This window comes from Streptomyces sp. NPDC058812 (assembly GCF_042744565.1).
GTDB lineage: Bacteria > Actinomycetota > Actinomycetes > Streptomycetales > Streptomycetaceae > Streptomyces > Streptomyces thinghirensis.
On record NZ_JBHYOB010000028.1, the window covers coordinates 13,846 to 33,554 of the forward strand.

The window sequence follows — 19,709 nt, forward strand, 5'->3', positions numbered from 1 at the left end:
ATCGGGACGCGGGACCATTCCGATGGCGTACAAAGTCCCGTCGCCCGGTTGCCCCACCCGTTTGCAGCCCCCCTAAACTGAACGTCCAGCACAGGCGGCTAACGCTCGAAAGGCGCCCCCGTGTCCAACGGCAACTCCCCTGAAGACGAGCGTCCGATCGAAGACGTTTCTGAAGGCGTTTCTGAGGAAGCCCGCCCCTCCATCGGCCGTGCCCTGCAGCAGGCACGGATCGCCGCCGGCTTGACCGTCGACGACATCACCACCGCCACGCGCGTCCGGATCGCCATCGTGCACGCCATCGAGGCGGACGACTTCACGCCCTGCGGCGGTGACGTCTACGCGCGCGGTCACATCAGGACCCTTGCCAAGGCCGTCCGGCTCGACCCGGCCGAACTGCTCGCGCAGTTCGACGCCGAGCACGGCGGGCGCCCCGCGCCGACACCCGCCGCGCCCCTGTTCGAGGCGGAACGCATCCGTCCCGAGCGGCGCGGACCCAACTGGACCGCCGCCATGGTCGCCGCGATCGTCGCGGTGATCGGCTTCGTCGGCTTCACGTTCGTCAAGGGCGGCGACGACGGTGGCTCCGAGGCGAGCGTCGCCGAGGGCTCCCAGCCGTCGGCCGGCGAGTCCGCCTCGCCGAGCGCCAAGCCGAAGAAGCCCGCCGACCCGAAGCCGGACCCGACCGAGAGTGCCATCGCCGCCGCACCGCGGGACAAGGTGACGGTGAAGGTCAGCGCCACCGACGATCCCAGCTGGCTCTCCGCGAAGGACCACAACGGCCGGCTGCTCTTCGACGGCCTGCTCAAGCAGGGCGACTCCAAGACCTTCCAGGACGACGAGAAGGTCGACCTCGTCCTCGGCAACGCGGGCGCTGTCCAGCTGTACGTCAACGGCAAGAAGATCGACGACTTCGAGCCGGGCTCCGTGCAGCGCCTCACGTACACGAAGGGCGACCCGCAGGCCGGATAGGGGCGCGAAAGGCGCTGACACGGACGGGTTGTCCAAGATCGGGCAACCCCGTCGACGTGGGCTGTCGGCAGGACGAAGTAGTCTTGAGCCCATGCCTGAAAGCCGCACCGTCGCACTCGTCACCCTTGGCTGCGCCCGTAACGAGGTGGACTCGGAGGAGCTCGCAGGCCGTCTGGAGGCGGACGGCTGGAAGCTCGTCGAGGACGCCGAGGAAGCGGACGTCGCCGTCGTGAACACGTGCGGCTTCGTCGAGGCCGCCAAGAAGGACTCCGTCGACGCCCTCCTGGAGGCCAACGACCTCAAGGGTCACGGCAGAACGCAGGCCGTGGTGGCGGTGGGCTGCATGGCCGAGCGGTACGGCAAGGAACTCGCCGAGGCCCTTCCCGAGGCCGACGGAGTCCTCGGCTTCGACGACTACACCGACATCTCCGACCGCCTGCAGACCATCCTGAACGGCGGCATCCACGCCGCCCACACCCCGCGAGACCGGCGCAAGCTGCTCCCCATCAGCCCCGCCGAGCGCCAGGAGGCCGGCGCCTCCGTCGCCCTGCCGGGACACGGCCCGACCGACCTCCCCGAGGGCGTCGCCCCCGCCTCCGGGCCCCGCGCGCCCCTGCGCCGTCGCCTGGACGGTTCCCCGGTCGCCTCCGTGAAGCTGGCCTCCGGCTGCGACCGGCGCTGCTCCTTCTGCGCCATCCCGTCCTTCCGCGGCTCCTTCATCTCCCGCCGCCCGAGCGACGTGCTGAACGAGACGCGGTGGCTGGCCGAGCAGGGCGTCAAGGAGATCATGCTGGTCTCCGAGAACAACACCTCCTACGGCAAGGACCTCGGCGACATCCGCCTGCTCGAGTCGCTGCTCCCGAACCTCGCCGACGTCGACGGCATCGAGCGCGTGCGCGTCAGCTACCTCCAGCCGGCCGAGATGCGGCCCGGCCTCATCGACGTACTGACCTCCACCCCGAAGGTCACGCCCTACTTCGACCTGTCCTTCCAGCACTCCGCGCCGAACGTGCTCCGCGCAATGCGCCGCTTCGGCGACACCGACCGCTTCCTGGAGCTGCTGGACACCATCCGGAGCAAGGCCCCCGAGGCCGGCGTGCGCTCCAACTTCATCGTGGGCTTCCCCGGCGAGACCGCCTCCGACCTCGCCGAACTGGAGCGGTTCCTGAACCACGCGCGGCTCGACGCCATCGGCGTCTTCGGATACTCCGACGAGGAGGGCACCGAGGCGGCGACCTATGGCGACAAGCTGGACGAGGACGTCGTCGCCGAGCGGCTGGCACGTGTATCCCGCCTGGCCGAGGAACTCGTCTCGCAGCGGGCCGAGGAGCGCGTCGGTGCGACCGTGCGCGTGCTCGTCGAGTCCGTGGAGCCCGCCGACGAGGGCGACGGGGTGCGCGGCCGCGCGGAGCACCAGGCGCCGGAGACCGACGGCCAGGTGCTGCTCACGAGCGGCGAAGGCCTGAGCGTCGGTCGTATGGTCGACGCGAAGGTGGTCGGTACGGAGGGTGTCGACCTGGTGGCCGAACCGCTGCTGGGATCGCCCGAGTGGAGTGAGGAGGCCGCCAGATGACCGGAGTCCCGGCGTCCGCGGCGGGCGGCTCCTCCGGTGCGCGCAGAACCGGCCCGCGTGGACCCTCGGGCGCCGCGCAGGGACCGGCGGAGCGTACGTCCCCGAGGGGCGCGGCCGAGCGGGGTGCAACGGAACGGGGTGCGACGGAACAGGGCGCCGCGGAACGGGGTGCGACCGAGGGCGGCGCCGGGCGCGGCGGCAAGATCGCGGCCGCCGCCGTCAACCAGGCCAGCGTCTGGAACGTCGCCAACCTGCTGACGATGCTCCGGCTGCTCCTCGTGCCGGCCTTCGTCGCGCTGATGCTCGGCAACGGCGGGTACGACCCGGCCTGGCGCTCGTTCGCCTGGGCGGCCTTCGCCGTAGCCATGATCACCGACCTCTTCGACGGCCACCTGGCGCGCACCTACAACCTCGTCACCGACTTCGGGAAGATCGCCGACCCCATCGCCGACAAGGCGATCATGGGGGCGGCGCTCATCTGTCTGTCCGCGCTGGGCGACCTGCCGTGGTGGGTGACGGCCGTCATCCTCGGCCGGGAACTCGGGATCACCGTGCTGCGGTTCGTGGTCATCCGGTACGGCGTCATCCCCGCGAGCCGCGGTGGCAAGCTCAAGACCCTCACCCAGGGCATCGCCGTCGGCATGTACGTCCTGGCACTGACGGGACCCCTGGCCACTCTGAGGTTCTGGGTGATGGCGGCGGCGGTCGTCCTGACCGTGGCGACCGGACTGGACTATGTAAAGCAGGCCATTGTGCTGCGCCGTCAGGGAATCGCCGAGCGCAGGGCGGCGTTGAAGGAGACGGAAGCTTGAGTTCCACGGCCGCCGACGTGGTGCGACTACTCACCGTGAAGGGCGAGACCCTCGCGGTCGCCGAGTCACTGACCGGCGGAATGGTGGCTGCCGCGATCACGGCGGTGCCCGGGGCGTCCAAGGCCTTCCGCGGCTCCGTGACCGCCTACGCGACGGAGCTGAAGCGGGAAGTCCTCGGCGTCGACGCCACGGTGCTCGCGGCGCGTGGAGCGGTGGATCCGCAGGTCGCCGCCCAGATGGCGGCAGGGGCGCGCAAGATGTTGGGTGCCGACTGGGGCATCGCGACGACAGGCGTCGCCGGCCCGGACCCGCAGGACGGACAGCCCGTCGGGACGGTCTTCGTGGCCGTCGACGGGCCTTTCGGAGCAGACGACGGTTCCGCCTCTGGCGGAAAAGTGGAGGCGCTGCGGTTGAACGGCGACCGCGCGGAAATTCGTATGGAGAGTGTACGGAGCGTACTCGCACTCCTTTTGAGGGAGCTTGCGGGCGAACAGACCGGGAATGAGCGGGCACAGGATACGGAACGGAACGGGGGGTTTTGATGTTTGCAGCCCTGAGTGAACACGACATCGCTCCCCGCACGGCCGCGGCGCGAGGCGGTACGGTGGGGCGTGAAGGATGCGGTTACACGGTCCGAGGAGGGAGCCACCGATGATTCTGCTCCGTCGCCTGCTGGGTGACGTGCTGCGTCGGCAGCGCCAGCGCCAGGGCCGTACTCTGCGCGAAGTCTCCTCGTCCGCCCGAGTCTCACTCGGCTATCTCTCCGAGGTGGAGCGGGGGCAGAAGGAGGCTTCTTCCGAGCTGCTCTCCGCCATCTGCGACGCGCTGGACGTACGGATGTCCGAGCTCATGCGGGAAGTGAGCGACGAACTCGCCCTCGCCGAGCTGGCCCAGTCCGCTGCGGCCACGCCCAGCGAGACCGTGCCGGCACCGGTGCGCCCGATGCTGGGTTCCGTGTCGGTGACCGGCGTGCCGCCGGAACGGGTGACCATCAAGGCGCCCGCCGAGGCAGTGGACGTCGTCGCCGCCTGAGCGTCGAGAACGTGTGCGTGTGAGGCCCCGGCCGGGGCCTCTCCGGGAGGTCCCGGAGAGGTGCGGTCGGGGTTTTTGCGTGCGCGCGTGAGCCCCCGCGTGGGCGGGTGACGGGCGCCGGTGGCGGGTTCGCCCGGTTTGCCGGTCCCTGGTGGTGCGGTCATGGTGGAGGGACATGGCCGGGGGGCCGACCGACGGAGGCGTGGATGTACGTCGTGAAGAGCCCGTTGTCCGACGCGGACCTGAAGACCGTGTCCGAGGCGCTGCAGGGCGCCCTCGTCGACCTGGTGGACCTGGCGCTGGTGGCGAAGCAGATCCACTGGAACGTGGTCGGTCCGCGCTTCCGTTCCGTACACCTCCAGCTCGACGAACTCGTCGGTACCGCGCGTACGCACTCCGACACCGTGGCGGAGCGGGCCTCGGCGCTCGGGGTCTCCCCGGACGGGCGTGCCGCGACGGTGGCCGTCGGCAGCGGCATCGATGTGACCCCGGAAGGCTGGGTCGACGACACCACCGCGGTACAGACGATCGTGGACGCCTTGGGTGCGGTGATCGGGCGGATGCGGGAGCGGATCGGGGCGACCGGGGACCCGGATCCCGTGAGCCAGGACATCTTCATCCAGATCACGGCCGACCTGGAGAAACAGCACTGGATGTTCCAGGCCGAAAACGGATGACGCGGTTATGACGTCCGCGCGGGCTGCTTGCCGGGCGGCCGCGCTGGGGCTCGGTGCGCTGTGGTGGTGGGCCGTGCTGCGTCTGGCGCTGGAGCCCGGCGCGGGGGTGCTCGAAGGGGCGGTCGCGGTGGGCGGCTGGGGGCTGAGCGTGCTGCCGGTGCACTGTGTGCCCAGGCGCCGGGCCGTGGGGGCTTTGGGTGTGGGGCGGTGGCGACGGGTCCTGCGGAGCGGGGCCGGGGGCGCCTCGGCCTCCTCGCGGTCCCGGTCGGCGGTGGACTCCGGCTCCTCCCGCTCGGACGGGCCGTGAGCGTGGCCGTCGACGTGCAGAGCTTTACAACGGGACGTGACCCGACTAACGTACAACCAAATGGTTGTAGATGGGGTTTCCGAAGTAGCCGAAGAGCACGTGGACCGCTTGTTCCACGCACTGGCCGACACGACGCGCCGCGACATCCTGCGTCGCTGCGTACGGGACGACCTGTCGGTGTCGCGACTGGCCGAGGCCTATCCGATGAGTTTCGCCGCGGTGCAGAAGCACGTCGCGGTACTGGAGCGGGCCGGTCTGGTGGTCAAGCAGCGCCGCGGACGGGAGCAGATCGTGCGCACCGACCCCGACGCCGTGGGCCGGGCCCGGCAGGCACTGGACGAACTGGAGACGGCCTGGCGCGGCCGGGTGGAGCGGATGTCCCATCTGCTCGCCCAGGACACGGAACCCGATGCACACGTCCCGACGGAAGGACAGATCTGATGAGTGTCACCAGCCTGGACAAGGATCTCGACAACCTGACCTTCACCCTCGTCGCCGACTTCACCGCGCCCGTCGAGCGGGTGTGGCAGCTGTGGGCCGACCCGCGGCAGCTGGAGCGCTGGTGGGGCCCGCCGACCTACCCGGCGACGGTCGAGGAGCACGACCTGACCCCCGGCGGAGACGTCACGTACTTCATGACCGGACCGGAGGGAGACAAGCACCGCGGGTGGTGGCGGATCGCCTCGGTCGACGCGCCGACGTCACTGGAGTTCACCGACGGATTCGCCGACGCGGACGGCGTGCCGAGCGCCGACCTGCCGACGACCACGACCCGGGTCACGCTCACCGAGCGCGACGGCGGCACCCGCATGGAGATGCGCTCCGCCTTCGACACCCGGGAGCAGATGGATCAGCTCGCGAAGATGGGCATGGAGGAGGGACTGCGCGAGGCGGTCGGCCAGATGGACGGGCTGCTCGCCGGCTGAGCGCGTTGGTTCAGCTCGTCGGCTCAGTTCGTAGGGCTCGAGTCACTCCGGCCCGCGCCGCGGCCCGGTACCGGTACGGCCGTCCGGGCGCGGCGCAGGACCGGGCTGGCAGGTCGGGCACCAGTACGTGGGGCGCTCCCGGGAGCCGTCGCCCTGGTTCGCCACCCGGACCGACGTGCCGCAGCGCAGACAGGGGCGGGGCGCCCGGCCGTACACGAACAGGTCCCGGCCGCGCAGACCCGTCGTACGACGGACCGGGCGGTCCCGGTTGGCCTCCAGGAGTTTCTTCGCGAGCGCGGGCAGCTGCACGGCGTGTGCGGCGGGCAGGTCCCCGACGGGGAGCCAGGGAGTGACGCCGAGCAGGAAGCAGAGCTCGCACTTGTAGACGTTGCCGACGCCGGCGAGATTGCGCTGGTCGAGCAGGGCCTCACCGAGCGGGCGGGCGGGGTCCGCGCGCAGGTTGGCCAGGGCCTGCTCGGGGTTCCAGTCCGGGCCCAGCAGGTCCGGGCCGAGGTGACCGACGGCGCGCTCCTCGTCGGCGGTGCGGAGGAGTTCCAGCACCGGGAGGCGATAGCCGACAGCCGTGCGGTCGGCCGTGCCGAGGATCACCCGGATCTGGTGGGCCGGGCCGCCGCTCCAGCGCTGACCGGCCGCGAACACCTTCCAGGAGCCGTCCATCCGCAGGTGCGAGTGCACCGTCAGGCCGCCCTCGACCCGGGCGAGCAGGTGCTTGCCGCGCGGAATGACGTCCAGGACCGTACGCCCGGTGAGATCGGCCGTGGCGTAGCGCGGCACACGGAAGTCGCTGCGGGTCAGCACCTTGCCCGCGAGGGCGTCGTGCAGCCGCCGTGCCGCCTGCCAGACCGTGTCTCCTTCGGGCATGGGTCAAGGGTGACAGGCTCAGGCTCTGATGCGCAGGCCGCGCGGAGTGGCGATGAACCCCGCTTCCTCCAGGAGCGGGCCGAAGGGGGACGTGAGGGCCGCCGCACCGTTGACCCGCTCCACCGTGACCGTGCCGAGGGAACCGGCGCGGGCGGCCGAGGCGAGCGCCTCCGCCGCCGCCCGCAGACGGGGATCGTCGGTGGGCAGACCGTCCGTGGCGGAGGGCCAGAGCAGGAGCGTCTTGCCGCCGCGCTCCATGTAGAGCGCCGGTTCACCCTCGACGAGTACCACCAGGGAGCCCGCCTTGCGGCCCGGCTTGTGCGTGGCACCGGCCGGGGGCTCGGGCCAGCCGAGGGCCGCGCCGTAGGCGTTGGCCGGATCGGCGGCGGCCAGGACGACCGCCCGTGGACCGGCGGAGTGGCGGTCGCGACGGCCCGGGAACCCGGTGTCGTACGAACCGCGCGGGCCACCGGAGCCGCCGTGCGCGCCGCCTCCGCGCGGACCGCCTGCGCCAGGTTCGGCGTAGTCGCGGGGGGAGACGTAGTCACCCCGGGAGGGTGAAAGCTGCGGAGGGGCCGCGAAGACGTCGCCGGAGCGGCCCGGGGCGCCGGCGTCCCCGTGATCGACGGGCGGGAAGTCGGCGAAGGGGGAGCCGCCGAAGACCGGGCCACCCGGACTGTCGGCGCCGTCGGGTGGAACGTGGGTCCCGAGGCCGCCGCCGGTGAAGTCCGGACGACCGGGCGGACCCTCGCCTCGCTCCCGGGCGTTCGAGACCGCGCGCAACCGGTCCACGGCACCCTCCATGGCGAACTGCGCCGCGCCCAGCCCCTCCACGACATAGCCGCGCCGGGCCTGTCCGCTCTCCTCGAACGCGGCAAGAACGCGGTACACGGCGGAGAAGCCGCCTTCGACGCCCTCGGCGGCGACGGCGCCGCGGGTCACCACGCCGTGCCGGTCCAGGAGCGTGCGGGCCAGGGCGTGGGCGCGCACCGTGGCATCGGCCTCGCGGACCGGGAGCAGGGACCAGCGGCCCGCGACGGTCGGCGGGCCGGTGCGGGAGGCGGGACGGGCGGCGGCCGTCAGCGAGCCGTAGCGCCCGCGTGGCGCCGCGCGCTTGGCACGGTGGGCCGTGGAGCCCGCGGTGCGGCCGGAGCCCAGCAGAGAGCGCAAGGGGGCGAGTGTGTCGTTCGTCAGGCGTCCGGACCAGGCCAGGTCCCACAGGGCGTCGGCGAGCTGCGGATCGCTGGCCTCCGGGTGGGTGGTGGCGCGGACCTGATCGGCGATCTGCCGGAAGAACAGGCCGTACCCGCCCGAGAGGGTGCTCAGGACGGACTCGTGGAGGGCGGTCGTCTCCAAGGGGTGCGGGGGCGGCAGGAGCAGCGGGGCCGTGTCCGCCAGGTAGAGGGAGACCCAGCCGTCCTTCCCCGGGAGCGAACCCGCTCCCGCCCACACCACCTCACCGGCGGCCGTGAGCTCGTCCAGCATGGCCGGGTGGTAGTTCGCCACGCGGGAGGGCAGGACGAGCTTCTCCAGGGCGGAGGCGGGCACGGAGGCGCCCTGCACCTGCTCGACGGCGCGAACCAGTCCGTCGAGGCCGCGCAGCGCGTGCCCCTTGCCGATGTGCTGCCACTGGGGGAGGAACTGACCGAGCGCGGCCGGCGGCACCGGCTCCAGCTCGTGCCGCAGCGCGGCCAGGGAACGGCGGCGCAGCCTGCGCAGGACGGTCGCGTCGCACCACTCCTGGCCGATGCCGGCCGGATGGAACTCGCCCTGCACGACCCGGCCCGCCGCGGCGAGCCGCTGCAGGGCGCCCTCGGTGACCGCGACACCCAGGCCGAAGCGGGCCGCCGCGGTGACCGACGTGAAGGGGCCGTGGGTGCGGGCGTGGCGGGCGAGGAGGTCGCCGAGGGGGTCCTTGACCGGCTCGGTGAAGGCCTCGGGCACGCCCACGGGCAACGCGGTGCCCAGCGCGTCGCGCAGTCGGCCCGCGTCCTCGATGGCAGCCCAGTGGTCGGCGCCGGCGATGCGCACCCTGATCGCGCGGCGGGCGGCGGCCAGCTCCTGGGCCCACTGCGGCTCGGCGCCCCGCTCGGCCAGCTCGGTGTCCGTGAGTGGACCGAGCAGCCGCAGCAGGTCCGCGACGCCCTCCGGGTCCTTGACGCGGCGGTCCTCGGTGAGCCACTGCAGCTCGCGCTCCAGCTCGGTGAGGACCTCCGCGTCGAGCAGCTCGCGCAGTTCCGCCTGGCCGAGCAGCTCGGCCAGCAGCCGGGAGTCCAGGGAGAGGGCGGCGGCACGGCGCTCGGCGAGCGGCGAGTCGCCCTCGTAGAGGAACTGGGCGACGTATCCGAAGAGCAGGGAGCGGGCGAAGGGGGACGGCTCCGGGGTGGTGACCTCGACCAGGCGCACCTTGCGGGCCTCCAGGTCGCCCATCAGCTCGGCCAGCCCGGGCACGTCGAAGACGTCCTGGAGGCACTCGCGGACCGCCTCCAGGACGATCGGGAACGAGCCGTACTCGCTCGCCACCTCGAGCAGCTGCGCGGCGCGCTGGCGCTGCTGCCACAGCGGGGTGCGCTTGCCGGGGCTGCGCCGCGGCAGCAGCAGCGCGCGGGCGGCGCACTCGCGGAAGCGGGACGCGAACAGGGCCGAGCCGCCCACCTGGTCGGTGACGACCCGGTCGACCTCGCCCTTGTCGAAGACGACGTCGGCCGCGCCGACGGGCGCCTGCTCGGCGTCGTACTCCAGCTCTGGCTTCGACGGTTCCTGGTCGAGCAGATCCAGGCCCATCAGGTCGGCGTCCGGCAGGCGCAGCACGATGCCGTCGTCGGCGTGCATGACCTGCGCGTCCATGCCGTACCGCTCCGACAGGCGGGCGCCGAGCGCGAGTGCCCAAGGGGCGTGGACCTGGGCGCCGAAGGGCGAGTGGACCACGACCCGCCAGTCGCCCAGCTCGTCGCGGAAGCGCTCGACGACGATGGTGCGGTCGTCGGGGACGTGGCCGCAGGCCTCGCGCTGCTCGTCGAGGTAGGACAGGACGTTGTCCGCCGCCCAGGCGTCCAGGCCCGCGGTGACCAGGCGCAGCCGGGCGTCCTCCTTGGTGAGGGAGCCGACCTCGCGCAGGAACGCGCCCAGTGCCCGGCCCAGTTCGAGGGGGCGGCCCAGCTGGTCGCCCTTCCAGAAGGGGAGCCTGCCCGGCACGCCCGGAGCAGGGGAGACCAGGACCCTGTCGCGCGTGATGTCCTCGATGCGCCAGGAGCTGGTGCCGAGCGTGAAGACGTCTCCGACGCGGGATTCGTAGACCATCTCCTCGTCCAGCTCGCCGACCCTGCCGCCGCCCTTTTTCGGATCGGCCCCGGCGAGGAAGACCCCGAAAAGGCCGCGATCGGGGATCGTGCCGCCCGAGGTGACGGCGAGGCGCTGCGCGCCGGGCCGGCCGGTGACCGTGCCGGCGACCCGGTCCCACACCACGCGGGGGCGCAGCTCGGCGAAGGCGTCGGACGGATAGCGGCCCGCGAGCATGTCCAGGACGGCCGTGAAGGCCGACTCGGGGAGCGAGGCGAACGGGGCTGCGCGGCGGACGGTGGCGAGCAGGTCGTCGACCTGCCAGGTGTCCAGCGCGGTCATCGCGACGATCTGCTGGGCCAGGACGTCCAGCGGGTTCGCGGGAACCCGGAGAGCCTCGATGGCGCCGCTGCGCATCCGCTCGGTGACCACGGCCGCCTGGACCAGGTCGCCGCGGTACTTGGGGAAGACCACGCCCGTGGAGACCGCGCCGACCTGGTGCCCCGCGCGGCCGACGCGCTGGAGGCCGGAGGCGACCGAGGGCGGTGACTCGACCTGGACGACCAGGTCGACGGCGCCCATGTCGATACCCAGCTCCAGACTCGAGGTGGCCACCACGGCGGGCAGGCGGCCCGCCTTGAGGTCCTCCTCGACGAGGGCGCGCTGCTCCTTGGAGACCGAGCCGTGGTGGGCGCGGGCGATCACCGCGGGGGCGCCCTGGGCGGCTCCCGAGCCGCCCATGAGTTCGGCGGGGGAGTGGTGCTCGTCCAGGGGCTCACCGGTCGCCCGTTCATACGCGATCTCGTTGAGCCTGTTGCACAGGCGCTCGGCCAGGCGCCGGGAGTTGGCGAAGACGATCGTGGAGCGGTGCGACTGGACGAGGTCGGTGATCCGCTCCTCCACGTGCGGCCAGATCGACGGACGCTCCGCGCCGTCGTTGCCGTCCGCGACCGGGGAACCGCCCAGCTCGCCCAGGTCCTCGACCGGGACGACGACGGAGAGGTCGAACTCCTTGCCCGAGTCCGGCTGGACGATCTCCACCTTGCCGCGCGGTGCGAGGAACCGGGCGACCTCGTCCACCGGACGGACCGTCGCCGACAGGCCGATGCGACGGGCCGGCTTCGGCAGCAGCTCGTCCAGCCGCTCCAGGGTGAGGGCGAGATGGGCGCCGCGCTTGGTGCCGGCGACCGCGTGCACCTCGTCCAGGATCACCGTCTCGATGCCGGTCAGCGCGTCGCGCGTGGCCGACGTCAGCATCAGGAACAGGGACTCCGGGGTGGTGATCAGGATGTCCGGCGGGCGGGTGGACAGGGCACGGCGCTCGGCGGCCGGGGTGTCGCCGGAGCGGATGCCGACCTTGACCTCGGGTTCGGGCAGGCCGAGGCGTACGGATTCCTGGCGGATGCCGGTCAGGGGGCTGCGGAGGTTGCGCTCGACGTCGACGGCCAGGGCCTTGAGCGGGGAGACGTACAGGACTCGGCAGCGCTTCTTGGGGTCGGCGGGCGGGGGTGTCGAGGCCAGCTGGTCCAGGGCGGCGAGGAAGGCGGCCAGCGTCTTGCCGGAGCCGGTGGGAGCGACCACCAGCACGTCCGAGCCCTCGGAGATGGCCTGCCACGCGCCCGCCTGGGCGGCGGTGGGCGCGGAGAAGGCCCCCGTGAACCAACCGCGGGTCGCGGGGGTGAAGCCGTCCAGGGCTCGGTGTGCGGAGCTGACCATGGATCCATCGTGCACCCGAGCACTGACAATCGGCCTGAGCTGGACGGATGCCGGGCGTGACTCCGGCGCCGCGAAGCCGTGACAGAGAATGGGGGCATGGCGACATCGGGCGAGCGGGCACGGCACTGGCGGTACGCGGAGCTGCCCGACGTCGATCTGCTGCGGGCCCAGTACATACGGAAGACCTTCGTACGTCACACCCACGAGCACTTCGTCATCGCCGCCATCGCCGACGGAGTGGAGGTCTTCCACCACGGCGGAAGCGATCAGTACGCCGGAGCGGGAGCACTCGCCCTGGTCAACCCCGACACCCCGCACACGGGGCGGGCCGGAGTGCCGGAGGGATGGCGCTACGGGGCCGTCTATCCGGCGCCCGAACTCGTGGCCGGGATCGCGGCGGAGACGACCACGCTGCGCGGGACGCCCGGGTTCGTCCGGCCGGTGCTCGACGATCCGTACGCCGTCGAGCTGGTGCACCGCGTGCTGCGGGCCGCCGACGAGGGAAACGCGCTCGCCGCCGACACCCTGCTGCGGGTGGCCGTGACCCGGTTGCTGCGGCTGAACGGCGGGCCGCTGCCGCGGCGGGAGGTGCGGACGGCAGGGGCCGGCGTCGCGGCACGCGCGCGTGCCGTGCTGGAGGAACGGATGGCCGACCCGCCGAGTCTGGAAAGGCTCGCCGGGGAACTCGGGAGCAGTCCGTTCGCGCTGCTGCGCGCCTTCCGGGACGCCTACGGAATGCCGCCCCACACCTGGCTGACGGACGCCCGGGTGCGCCGGGCGCGGCGGCTGCTGGAGGCCGGTACGAGGCCGTCCGAGGCCGCCGTCGCCGTGGGGTTCACCGACCAGCCGCATCTGAACCGGCACTTCGCGCGGATCGTGGGCGTGCCGCCCGGCGCCTACCAGCGGGAGCGCAAGAACGTACAAGACGCGCGGCGGCGGCTTCTCCTACCGTCCGAGGCGTGACAGAACAGACAGCTGTTCCCGACACGGGCGTCGTCGAAGACAAGCCGGACGCCGCCGTCGTACGGGACGCCCTCGGGGTCGGAGTCGCCGTCGGACTGTCCGGGTTCGCCTTCGGGGTGACCTCGGCCGGCAGCGGACTGACACTGATGCAGACATGCGCGCTCAGCCTCCTGGTGTTCACCGGGGCGTCCCAGTTCGCGCTCGTGGGGGCGCTCGCCGCCGGCGGCAACCCGCTCACCGCCGCGGCGGGGGCCTTCTTCCTGGGCGTACGCAACGCCTTCTACGGGCTGCGGCTGTCGCAGTTGCTGGCCCTCCCGCGCGCGGTGCGCCCGTTCGCCGCGCAGTGGGTCATCGACGAGACGACGGCCGTGGCCCTCGCACAACCCACACGGCGCAGCGTCCGGATCGGGTTCACCGTCACCGGACTCACCCTGTACCTGCTGTGGAACCTCACCACGCTGCTCGGCGCGCTGGGCGCGGAGGCGATCGGGGACACGGACGCCTGGGGGCTCGACGCCGCCGGCCCCGCGGTCTTCCTGGCGTTGCTCGCGCCGATGCTGAGCACCACCACCGAGCGCGCGGTCGCCGCCCTGGCCGTCCTCCTGGGACTCGGCCTGCTGCCCGTGCTGCCCGCCGGTGTGCCCGTCCTGGTGGCCGCGCTGGCGGCACCGGCCGTCCTGTGGGCGCGGGGTCGTCGCGGAAGCAGCGCTGTCGAGGACTCCGCGCGGGAGGGAGAGCGTTGAGCGTCTGGATCGCGATCGGCGTGACCGCCGTCGGCTGCTACGCCGTCAAGCTCATCGGGCTGCTGGTGCCCGCGGGCGCCTTGGAGCGGCCTCTCGTCCGGCGCCTCGCCGCCCTGCTGCCCGTCGCCCTCCTCGCCGCGCTCACCGCCCAGCAGACCTTCGCCGACGGGCAGGCGCTCGTGCTGGACGCGCGGGCAGCGGGAGTCGCCGCGGCCGCCTTGGCGCTGGTGCTGCGCGCGCCCTTCCTGCTCGCCGTCGCGGCGGCCGTGGTGGTGACCGCGGGCGTACGGGCCATGGGCGGGTGAGCCGGGTCAGTCGGGTCAGTCGACCGTGCGGCCGTACGCGCGGAGCGTACGCAGGGCCTCGAGCGTCACTCCGGGGCGCGCCTCCAAGGCGGGGGCGGGTGCCCACTGGCGCCGGCGCACGGGCCAGCCGCCGTCCTCCTCCTGCTGGGCCGAGAGAGCGTGGAGTGACCGGGCCATCTCGTCTTCCGTGAACCACGCGCGCGCGAGGGAGCGCGGGTGCCTCGCGTAGTCGTGGGGGAAGTGGTGCTCGCCCGGGGCGTAGCCGGGGGAGACCGGGTATGCGGCTAGGTCGTCCGGGTCCAGCACCGCCAGGTGCTGCTCGCGCACCAGGCGGCCCAACCGGTCGGCCGCCGCCTCCGCGCGCGGACGGTCGGGGGCGGCGTCCAGGAAGGCCACGGCGGCCTCGACCTCGTACGGGTGCGAGGTCCCCAGCGACTCGACCGCCTGCCAGCAGAAGTCCGTGGCCCGGAACAGCCAGGCGTGCCATACCTCGTTGCGGTGCAGCAGGCCGACCACCGGACCGGTGGCGAGTAGCTCACCGGGCGGGTCGTCGACGACCGCCATGGAGGGCGCGGTCGGATACCCGCGCTGGCTGGGATGGATCGCCGGCAGGGCACCGTCCGCAGTGGATACGGAGGTCAGATAGCGGCACATCCGCTCCACGCGCTGTCCGCCGCAGCGCCCGACGGCGTCCAGGACGCGCAGGGCGTGCGCGGTGTGCGGCGGCTGGCTGACCGGACCGCGCAGGTCGGGTTCCAGTGCGTGGCCGTACCCGCCGTCCTCGTTGCGGTAGGCGTCCAGCGCGGTCTCCACCGGGCCGGCGTCGCCGCCGCGGAAGTGGTACGCGAAGAGGCGCTGCTCCAGTACGCGCGCGGTGAGCCAGACGAAGTGCTCCGCGCGCGCGAGCGGGGAGTGTGTCGCACGGGTCGGGGGTGTCGAGGGGAGTGGGGAAGCTCCAATTTCGGCCATGGTCAGACCGTATGACGCAAAGTGTTCCCGGCACCTGGTCCCGGCGCAGGGCCCACTCTCAGGGGCGGGATACTGGAGTCATGCGGTTGACGGTCTTCTGGGAGCGGATGACGGATCACTTCGGTCCGGGCTACGCCGACACCTTCGCGCGCGATCACGTGATGGCGGAGCTGGGTGGGCGCACGGTGCACGAGGCGCTGGACGCCGGATGGGACGCCAAGGACGTGTGGCGGGTGGTCTGCACTGTCATGAACGTGCCGCAGGAACAGCGTTGACCGGTCACGAAGATCATCGGGCGGGTCACGAAGATCACCGGACGGGACTCCGCTGTCGGTGGCGTGGGCGAGACTTGGTCCGTGGCACCCTCTGACGAGACCGGGCAGGCGACCCGGCACGCATCCGGGACCGGTACGACGCCGCCCACCGGTCCCCCGCCCGGCGGCTCCGCCGGGCCGGGCGCCCGCATGCCGGGCTGGCTCCCGCGCGCCATGGTGCTGGCCCTGGCGCTCATCGCCGTCTTCCAACTGGGCAGCTGGGCCTTCCACCAGCTCACCGGCCTGTTGATCAACGTCCTCATCGCCTTCTTCCTGGCCCTCGCCATCGAACCCGCGGTGAGCTGGATGGCCGGACGCGGACTGCGCCGCGGGCTGGCCACCTTCCTCGTCTTCATCGCCGTGCTGATCGCCGCCGCGGGGTTCGTCACGCTGCTCGGCTCGATGCTCGCGGGCCAGATCGTCAAGATGGTCGAGGACTTCCCGGACTACCTCGACTCCGTCATCAACTGGGTCAACGGCCACTTCCACACCGAGCTGAGACGGGTGGACATCCAGGAGGGCCTGCTCCGCTCCGACTGGCTGCGCAACTACGTGCAGAACAGCGCCACCGGCGTCCTGGACGTGTCGGCCCAGGTCCTCGGTGGCCTCTTCCAGATGCTGACGGTCCTGCTGTTCTCGTTCTACTTCGCCGCCGACGGCCCCCGGCTGCGGCGCGCGCTCTGCTCCGTCCTGCCGCCCACCCGGCAGGCCGAAGTCCTGCGCGCGTGGGAGATCGCCGTGGACAAGACCGGCGGCTACCTGTACTCGCGCGGTCTGATGGCGCTGGTCTCCGGCATAGCGCACTACATCCTGCTGGAGTTCCTGGAGGTGCCCTACGCCCCCGCGCTCGCCGTGTGGGTGGGCCTGGTGTCGCAGTTCATCCCCACCATCGGCACCTATCTCGCGGGCGCCCTGCCCATGCTGATCGCCTTCACGGTCAACCCCTGGTACGCGCTGTGGGTACTGATCTTCGTGGTGATCTACCAGCAGTTCGAGAACTACGTACTGCAGCCCAAGCTGACGTCCAAGACCGTGGACATCCACCCGGCGGTCGCCTTCGGCTCGGTCGTCGCGGGCGCCGCCCTGCTCGGCGCCGTCGGCGCGCTGATCGCCATCCCGGCGGTCGCCACGCTGCAGGCGTTCCTCGGGGCGTACGTCAAGCGCTACGACGTCACGGACGATCCGCGCGTCCACGGACGCCGGAACCGCCGGTCGGGGCCCGGGGCACCCACGCGGCTGCGAAAACTGTGGGCCCGGCGACCGGAGCCGGGCGGCCCCGGGACGGAGGGGGCCGGAGAGGGCGGCTCCTCCTGATGAGAGGGGCCGCGTTCACTTACGTGAGGCCGGCCCACACGCCCGCGCCGCCGGCGGCGGCCGCGTAGCAGACCACCCCCACGACCATCGTGGCGCCCGAGGCCAGTGCGACGAGCAGCAGCGCGAACCCGGCCACCGCGAACACCACCCGGTGCACGAGGCCGGAGAGGATCAGCACTGCCAGGAGCCTCGCCGGAACCCGTCCGTGCCGTCGTCGTCCCGCCGGAGGCGCCCGCCGTACGCCAGGGGGGGGCAGCCGGGCTGCCGGTCCGGGACGACGGCCGGTCCGGGACGGCTGCCGTCCCGGACGGCGGCCAGGAAAATCAGCCCTGCGGGATCAGCCCTGCGGTTCCTGCGGCTTTGCGTCGACCTCCCGCAGGTTCTGGTCCTTGAACTCGGTGCGGGTCTCCGTGCGGTGGCCGCGGGCGATGTAGTCCCGCACCACCGCCTCGACGGCGTCCTGCGGCGAGCCGATGCCGGCCAGAACCATCGCTTCCACCACCAGTTCTGCGTCGAGACTGATGCTGACCTTGGCCATGGTGTCCCCCTCCTCCACGTCGCATCCGCACTCTAGCCACCCGACCGCCGACCCGGCAGACGTACGCTCGGAGGTGCCGCGTGGTGCGCTTGACACCAAAATCGAACATCCATTCTTATGGAGGCTCTGGCGAGGCTCGTGACGGGTGATTCGACTGGGTTTGGGTGGAGAAGTGCCCGAGTTATCCACAGGCCGGACCCGCATCAGGGTGGATTGTCAGTGGCAGGCATTAGCGTCTTTGACGTGAAGCGATCGAATCAAGCAAACCGGGTGGAACCCATGGCAGGAACCGACCGCGAGAAGGCCCTGGATGCCGCGCTCGCACAGATTGAACGGCAGTTCGGCAAGGGCGCGGTCATGCGCATGGGTGACCGGTCGAAGGAGCCCATCGAGGTCATCCCGACCGGGTCGACCGCGCTCGACGTGGCCCTCGGCGTCGGCGGCCTGCCGCGCGGCCGCGTCATCGAGGTCTACGGCCCCGAGTCCTCGGGCAAGACGACCCTGACCCTGCACGCGGTGGCGAACGCGCAGAAGGCCGGTGGCCAGGTCGCGTTCGTGGACGCGGAGCACGCCCTCGACCCCGAGTACGCGCAGAAGCTCGGCGTCGACATCGACAACCTGATCCTGTCCCAGCCGGACAACGGTGAGCAGGCCCTGGAGATCGTGGACATGCTGGTCCGCTCCGGTGCCCTCGACCTCATCGTCATCGACTCCGTCGCAGCGCTCGTGCCGCGCGCGGAGATCGAGGGCGAGATGGGTGACAGTCATGTCGGTCTGCAGGCCCGCCTGATGAGCCAGGCCCTGCGGAAGATCACCAGTGCGCTCAACCAGTCCAAGACCACCGCGATCTTCATCAACCAGCTCCGCGAGAAGATCGGCGTGATGTTCGGCTCCCCCGAGACCACGACCGGTGGCCGGGCGTTGAAGTTCTACGCCTCGGTGCGACTCGACATCCGGCGCATCGAGACGCTGAAGGACGGCACCGACGCGGTCGGTAACCGCACCCGCGTCAAGGTCGTCAAGAACAAGGTCGCGCCGCCCTTCAAGCAGGCCGAGTTCGACATCCTCTACGGCCAGGGCATCAGCCGCGAGGGCGGCCTGATCGACATGGGCGTGGAGCACGGCTTCGTCCGCAAGGCCGGTGCCTGGTACACGTACGAGGGCGACCAGCTCGGCCAGGGCAAGGAGAACGCGCGCAACTTCCTGAAGGACAACCCCGACCTGGCCAACGAGATCGAGAAGAAGATCAAGGAGAAGCTGGGCGTCGGCGTACGTCCCGAGGAGCCGGCCACCGAGCCGGGCGCGGACGCCGCCGCCTCCGCCGCCCCGGCCGACGCCGCACCGGCGGTGCCCGCCCCCGCGACCGCCAAGGCCACCAAGTCCAAGGCCGCGGCAGCCAAGAGCTGACCGTGACACGACGAACCGACTGGGCCGAGTACGCGTATCCGGACAACGCCTCGCGGGAGCGCGAGCGGGGGAGACCGGGTGACGACGGCTCCGTCGGCATGGACGGCGGCGGGTACGGGGCGGCTGCGGTCCCGTACGAGACGGACCTGTCCGACGTCGCGGACGGCACGGCCGACCCCTTCGCGCCGTACGGCGCCGAGGGCCCGTACGACGCCGGCACTCCCGGTGACAGCGGGGTACGCCACGGTGACGGCGGCACGCGTGGCAGAGCTCGACGGGGCCGTGGGACGGGCAGTGGGCGCGGGCGGCGTCGCGAGCGTGCGGAGTCGCCCGCCGAGGACGGAGGTGCCACTTCCTCGTCGAGGGCCGAGAAGGGGGAGCCTCCGCGGGACCCGGTCGAGCAGGCACGGGCGATCTGCCTGCGCCTGCTCACCGGGACCCCGCGCACGCGCAAGCAACTCGCCGACGCCCTGCGTAAGCGGGAGATCCCCGACGAGGCCGCCGAGGAGGTGCTGTCCAGGTTCGAGGAGGTCGGCCTGATCAACGACAGCGCCTTCGCGGAAGCCTGGGTGGAGTCCCGGCACCACGGCCGCGGGCTGGCCCGGCGCGCCCTCGCCAGGGAGCTGCGGACCAAGGGTGTCGACGCCACGCTCATCGACGAGGCGGTCTCGCAGCTGGACTCCGAGCAGGAGGAGGAGACCGCGCGCGAACTGGTCGCCCGCAAGCTGCGCGCCACCCGCGGCCTCGACCGCGACAAGAGGCTGCGCCGCCTCGCGGGCATGCTGGCGCGCAAGGGCTACCCCGAGGGCATGGCACTGCGGGTGGTCCGCCAGGCCTTGGAGGAGGAGGGCGAGGACACGGAGTTCCTCGGCGACGAGGGGTTCTGACCCGCGTCGCGCAGGCCGGACGACATCCTGGGGGCGGTGGTCGTCCGAACTGACGGCCGTCGGGCGGCTGGACGCCCAGTGGGTCACCGACGACGC

21 protein-coding genes are annotated in these 19,709 nt (G+C 72.2%); 16 read left to right on the forward strand and 5 right to left on the reverse strand.

Features of this window, described 5'->3' with window-relative positions:
• The first annotated feature begins 120 nt into the window (after positions 1 to 120).
• The 9 genes from ACFW48_RS35520 (at position 121) to ACFW48_RS35560 (ending at position 6,296) form a co-directional block, all read left to right on the forward strand.
• Positions 121 to 969 (forward strand): helix-turn-helix domain-containing protein, encoded by an 849-nt coding sequence (locus tag ACFW48_RS35520; protein WP_345636612.1) that lies wholly within the window; start codon positions 121 to 123, stop codon positions 967 to 969.
• A 91-nt stretch (positions 970 to 1,060) separates the two neighbouring features.
• On the forward strand, positions 1,061 to 2,542 hold the full coding sequence (gene rimO / locus ACFW48_RS35525) for a 30S ribosomal protein S12 methylthiotransferase RimO (protein WP_386322323.1): 1,482 nt from the start codon (positions 1,061 to 1,063) through the stop codon (positions 2,540 to 2,542).
• Positions 2,539 to 3,354 carry a CDP-diacylglycerol--glycerol-3-phosphate 3-phosphatidyltransferase gene (gene pgsA / locus ACFW48_RS35530; RefSeq protein ID WP_386322325.1) on the forward strand — a complete coding sequence of 272 codons (816 nt, stop codon included), beginning with the start codon at positions 2,539 to 2,541 and terminating at the stop codon, positions 3,352 to 3,354. Before rimO ends, pgsA begins: the two co-directional genes overlap by 4 nt.
• The gene (locus ACFW48_RS35535; protein ID WP_386322327.1) at positions 3,351 to 3,896 is read left to right on the forward strand and encodes a CinA family protein; all 546 of its coding nucleotides are present in this window, start codon (positions 3,351 to 3,353) and stop codon (positions 3,894 to 3,896) included. The genes pgsA and ACFW48_RS35535 overlap by 4 nt, the downstream gene beginning before the upstream one ends.
• 109 nt (positions 3,897 to 4,005) lie before the next feature.
• On the forward strand, positions 4,006 to 4,386 hold the full coding sequence (locus ACFW48_RS35540) for a helix-turn-helix domain-containing protein (RefSeq protein WP_007387871.1): 381 nt from the start codon (positions 4,006 to 4,008) through the stop codon (positions 4,384 to 4,386).
• Positions 4,387 to 4,592: 206 nt separating this feature from the next.
• Positions 4,593 to 5,063, forward strand: a complete 471-nt coding sequence (locus tag ACFW48_RS35545; RefSeq protein WP_386322329.1) for a Dps family protein — start codon at positions 4,593 to 4,595, stop codon at positions 5,061 to 5,063.
• 7 nt (positions 5,064 to 5,070) lie between these two features.
• Positions 5,071 to 5,370 (forward strand): hypothetical protein, encoded by a 300-nt coding sequence (locus ACFW48_RS35550; protein ID WP_386322331.1) that lies wholly within the window; start codon positions 5,071 to 5,073, stop codon positions 5,368 to 5,370.
• 60 nt (positions 5,371 to 5,430) lie between these two features.
• On the forward strand, positions 5,431 to 5,811 hold the full coding sequence (locus tag ACFW48_RS35555) for an ArsR/SmtB family transcription factor (protein ID WP_386322332.1): 381 nt from the start codon (positions 5,431 to 5,433) through the stop codon (positions 5,809 to 5,811).
• The gene (locus ACFW48_RS35560; protein ID WP_386322334.1) at positions 5,811 to 6,296 is read left to right on the forward strand and encodes an SRPBCC domain-containing protein; all 486 of its coding nucleotides are present in this window, start codon (positions 5,811 to 5,813) and stop codon (positions 6,294 to 6,296) included. The genes ACFW48_RS35555 and ACFW48_RS35560 overlap by 1 nt, the downstream gene beginning before the upstream one ends.
• Before the next feature lie 42 nt (positions 6,297 to 6,338).
• On the opposite strand, the gene ACFW48_RS35565 is transcribed toward ACFW48_RS35560, so the two are convergent.
• Together ACFW48_RS35565 and ACFW48_RS35570 are read right to left on the reverse strand one after the other, a co-directional pair.
• Positions 6,339 to 7,178, reverse strand: coding sequence for an Fpg/Nei family DNA glycosylase (locus tag ACFW48_RS35565; RefSeq protein WP_386322336.1), 840 nt, complete (start codon positions 7,176 to 7,178; stop codon positions 6,339 to 6,341).
• An 18-nt stretch (positions 7,179 to 7,196) separates the two neighbouring features.
• Complete coding sequence (locus ACFW48_RS35570) at positions 7,197 to 12,173, reverse strand: ATP-dependent helicase (protein WP_386322338.1); 4,977 nt, start codon at positions 12,171 to 12,173, stop codon at positions 7,197 to 7,199.
• Positions 12,174 to 12,269: 96 nt separating this feature from the next.
• Here ACFW48_RS35570 and ACFW48_RS35575 point away from each other — a divergent pair, with 96 nt between their 5' ends.
• Genes ACFW48_RS35575 through ACFW48_RS35585 form a run of 3 tightly spaced genes read left to right on the forward strand, consistent with a single transcriptional unit; the run spans position 12,270 to position 14,184 of the window.
• Positions 12,270 to 13,136: an AraC family transcriptional regulator gene (locus tag ACFW48_RS35575; protein ID WP_386322340.1), complete on the forward strand. Its 867-nt coding sequence runs from the start codon at positions 12,270 to 12,272 to the stop codon at positions 13,134 to 13,136.
• Positions 13,133 to 13,879, forward strand: a complete 747-nt coding sequence (locus ACFW48_RS35580; protein ID WP_386322342.1) for an AzlC family ABC transporter permease — start codon at positions 13,133 to 13,135, stop codon at positions 13,877 to 13,879. Before ACFW48_RS35575 ends, ACFW48_RS35580 begins: the two co-directional genes overlap by 4 nt.
• Positions 13,876 to 14,184 (forward strand): AzlD domain-containing protein, encoded by a 309-nt coding sequence (locus tag ACFW48_RS35585; protein ID WP_386322344.1) that lies wholly within the window; start codon positions 13,876 to 13,878, stop codon positions 14,182 to 14,184. Before ACFW48_RS35580 ends, ACFW48_RS35585 begins: the two co-directional genes overlap by 4 nt.
• 15 nt (positions 14,185 to 14,199) lie before the next feature.
• On the opposite strand, the gene ACFW48_RS35590 is transcribed toward ACFW48_RS35585, so the two are convergent.
• The gene (locus ACFW48_RS35590; RefSeq protein WP_386322346.1) at positions 14,200 to 15,153 is read right to left on the reverse strand and encodes a hypothetical protein; all 954 of its coding nucleotides are present in this window, start codon (positions 15,151 to 15,153) and stop codon (positions 14,200 to 14,202) included.
• Between the two features lie 80 nt (positions 15,154 to 15,233).
• On the opposite strand from ACFW48_RS35590, the gene ACFW48_RS35595 reads away from it, so the two are divergent.
• Positions 15,234 to 15,428, forward strand: coding sequence for a DUF3046 domain-containing protein (locus ACFW48_RS35595; protein ID WP_210962767.1), 195 nt, complete (start codon positions 15,234 to 15,236; stop codon positions 15,426 to 15,428).
• A gap of 81 nt (positions 15,429 to 15,509) precedes the next feature.
• Positions 15,510 to 16,781 (forward strand): AI-2E family transporter, encoded by a 1,272-nt coding sequence (locus ACFW48_RS35600; RefSeq protein WP_386322348.1) that lies wholly within the window; start codon positions 15,510 to 15,512, stop codon positions 16,779 to 16,781.
• Positions 16,782 to 16,800: 19 nt separating this feature from the next.
• Here the strand turns inward: ACFW48_RS35600 and ACFW48_RS35605 are convergent, their stop codons facing one another.
• Together ACFW48_RS35605 and ACFW48_RS35610 are read right to left on the reverse strand one after the other, a co-directional pair.
• Positions 16,801 to 16,959, reverse strand: coding sequence for a hypothetical protein (locus tag ACFW48_RS35605; RefSeq protein WP_386322350.1), 159 nt, complete (start codon positions 16,957 to 16,959; stop codon positions 16,801 to 16,803).
• A gap of 159 nt (positions 16,960 to 17,118) precedes the next feature.
• Positions 17,119 to 17,319 (reverse strand): DUF2191 domain-containing protein, encoded by a 201-nt coding sequence (locus tag ACFW48_RS35610; protein WP_386322351.1) that lies wholly within the window; start codon positions 17,317 to 17,319, stop codon positions 17,119 to 17,121.
• A 279-nt stretch (positions 17,320 to 17,598) separates the two neighbouring features.
• On the opposite strand from ACFW48_RS35610, the gene recA reads away from it, so the two are divergent.
• Complete coding sequence (recA, locus tag ACFW48_RS35615) at positions 17,599 to 18,726, forward strand: recombinase RecA (protein WP_375915790.1); 1,128 nt, start codon at positions 17,599 to 17,601, stop codon at positions 18,724 to 18,726.
• A 2-nt stretch (positions 18,727 to 18,728) separates the two neighbouring features.
• Complete coding sequence (gene recX / locus ACFW48_RS35620) at positions 18,729 to 19,613, forward strand: recombination regulator RecX (protein WP_386322353.1); 885 nt, start codon at positions 18,729 to 18,731, stop codon at positions 19,611 to 19,613.
• The last annotated feature ends 96 nt before the right edge of the window (positions 19,614 to 19,709 follow it).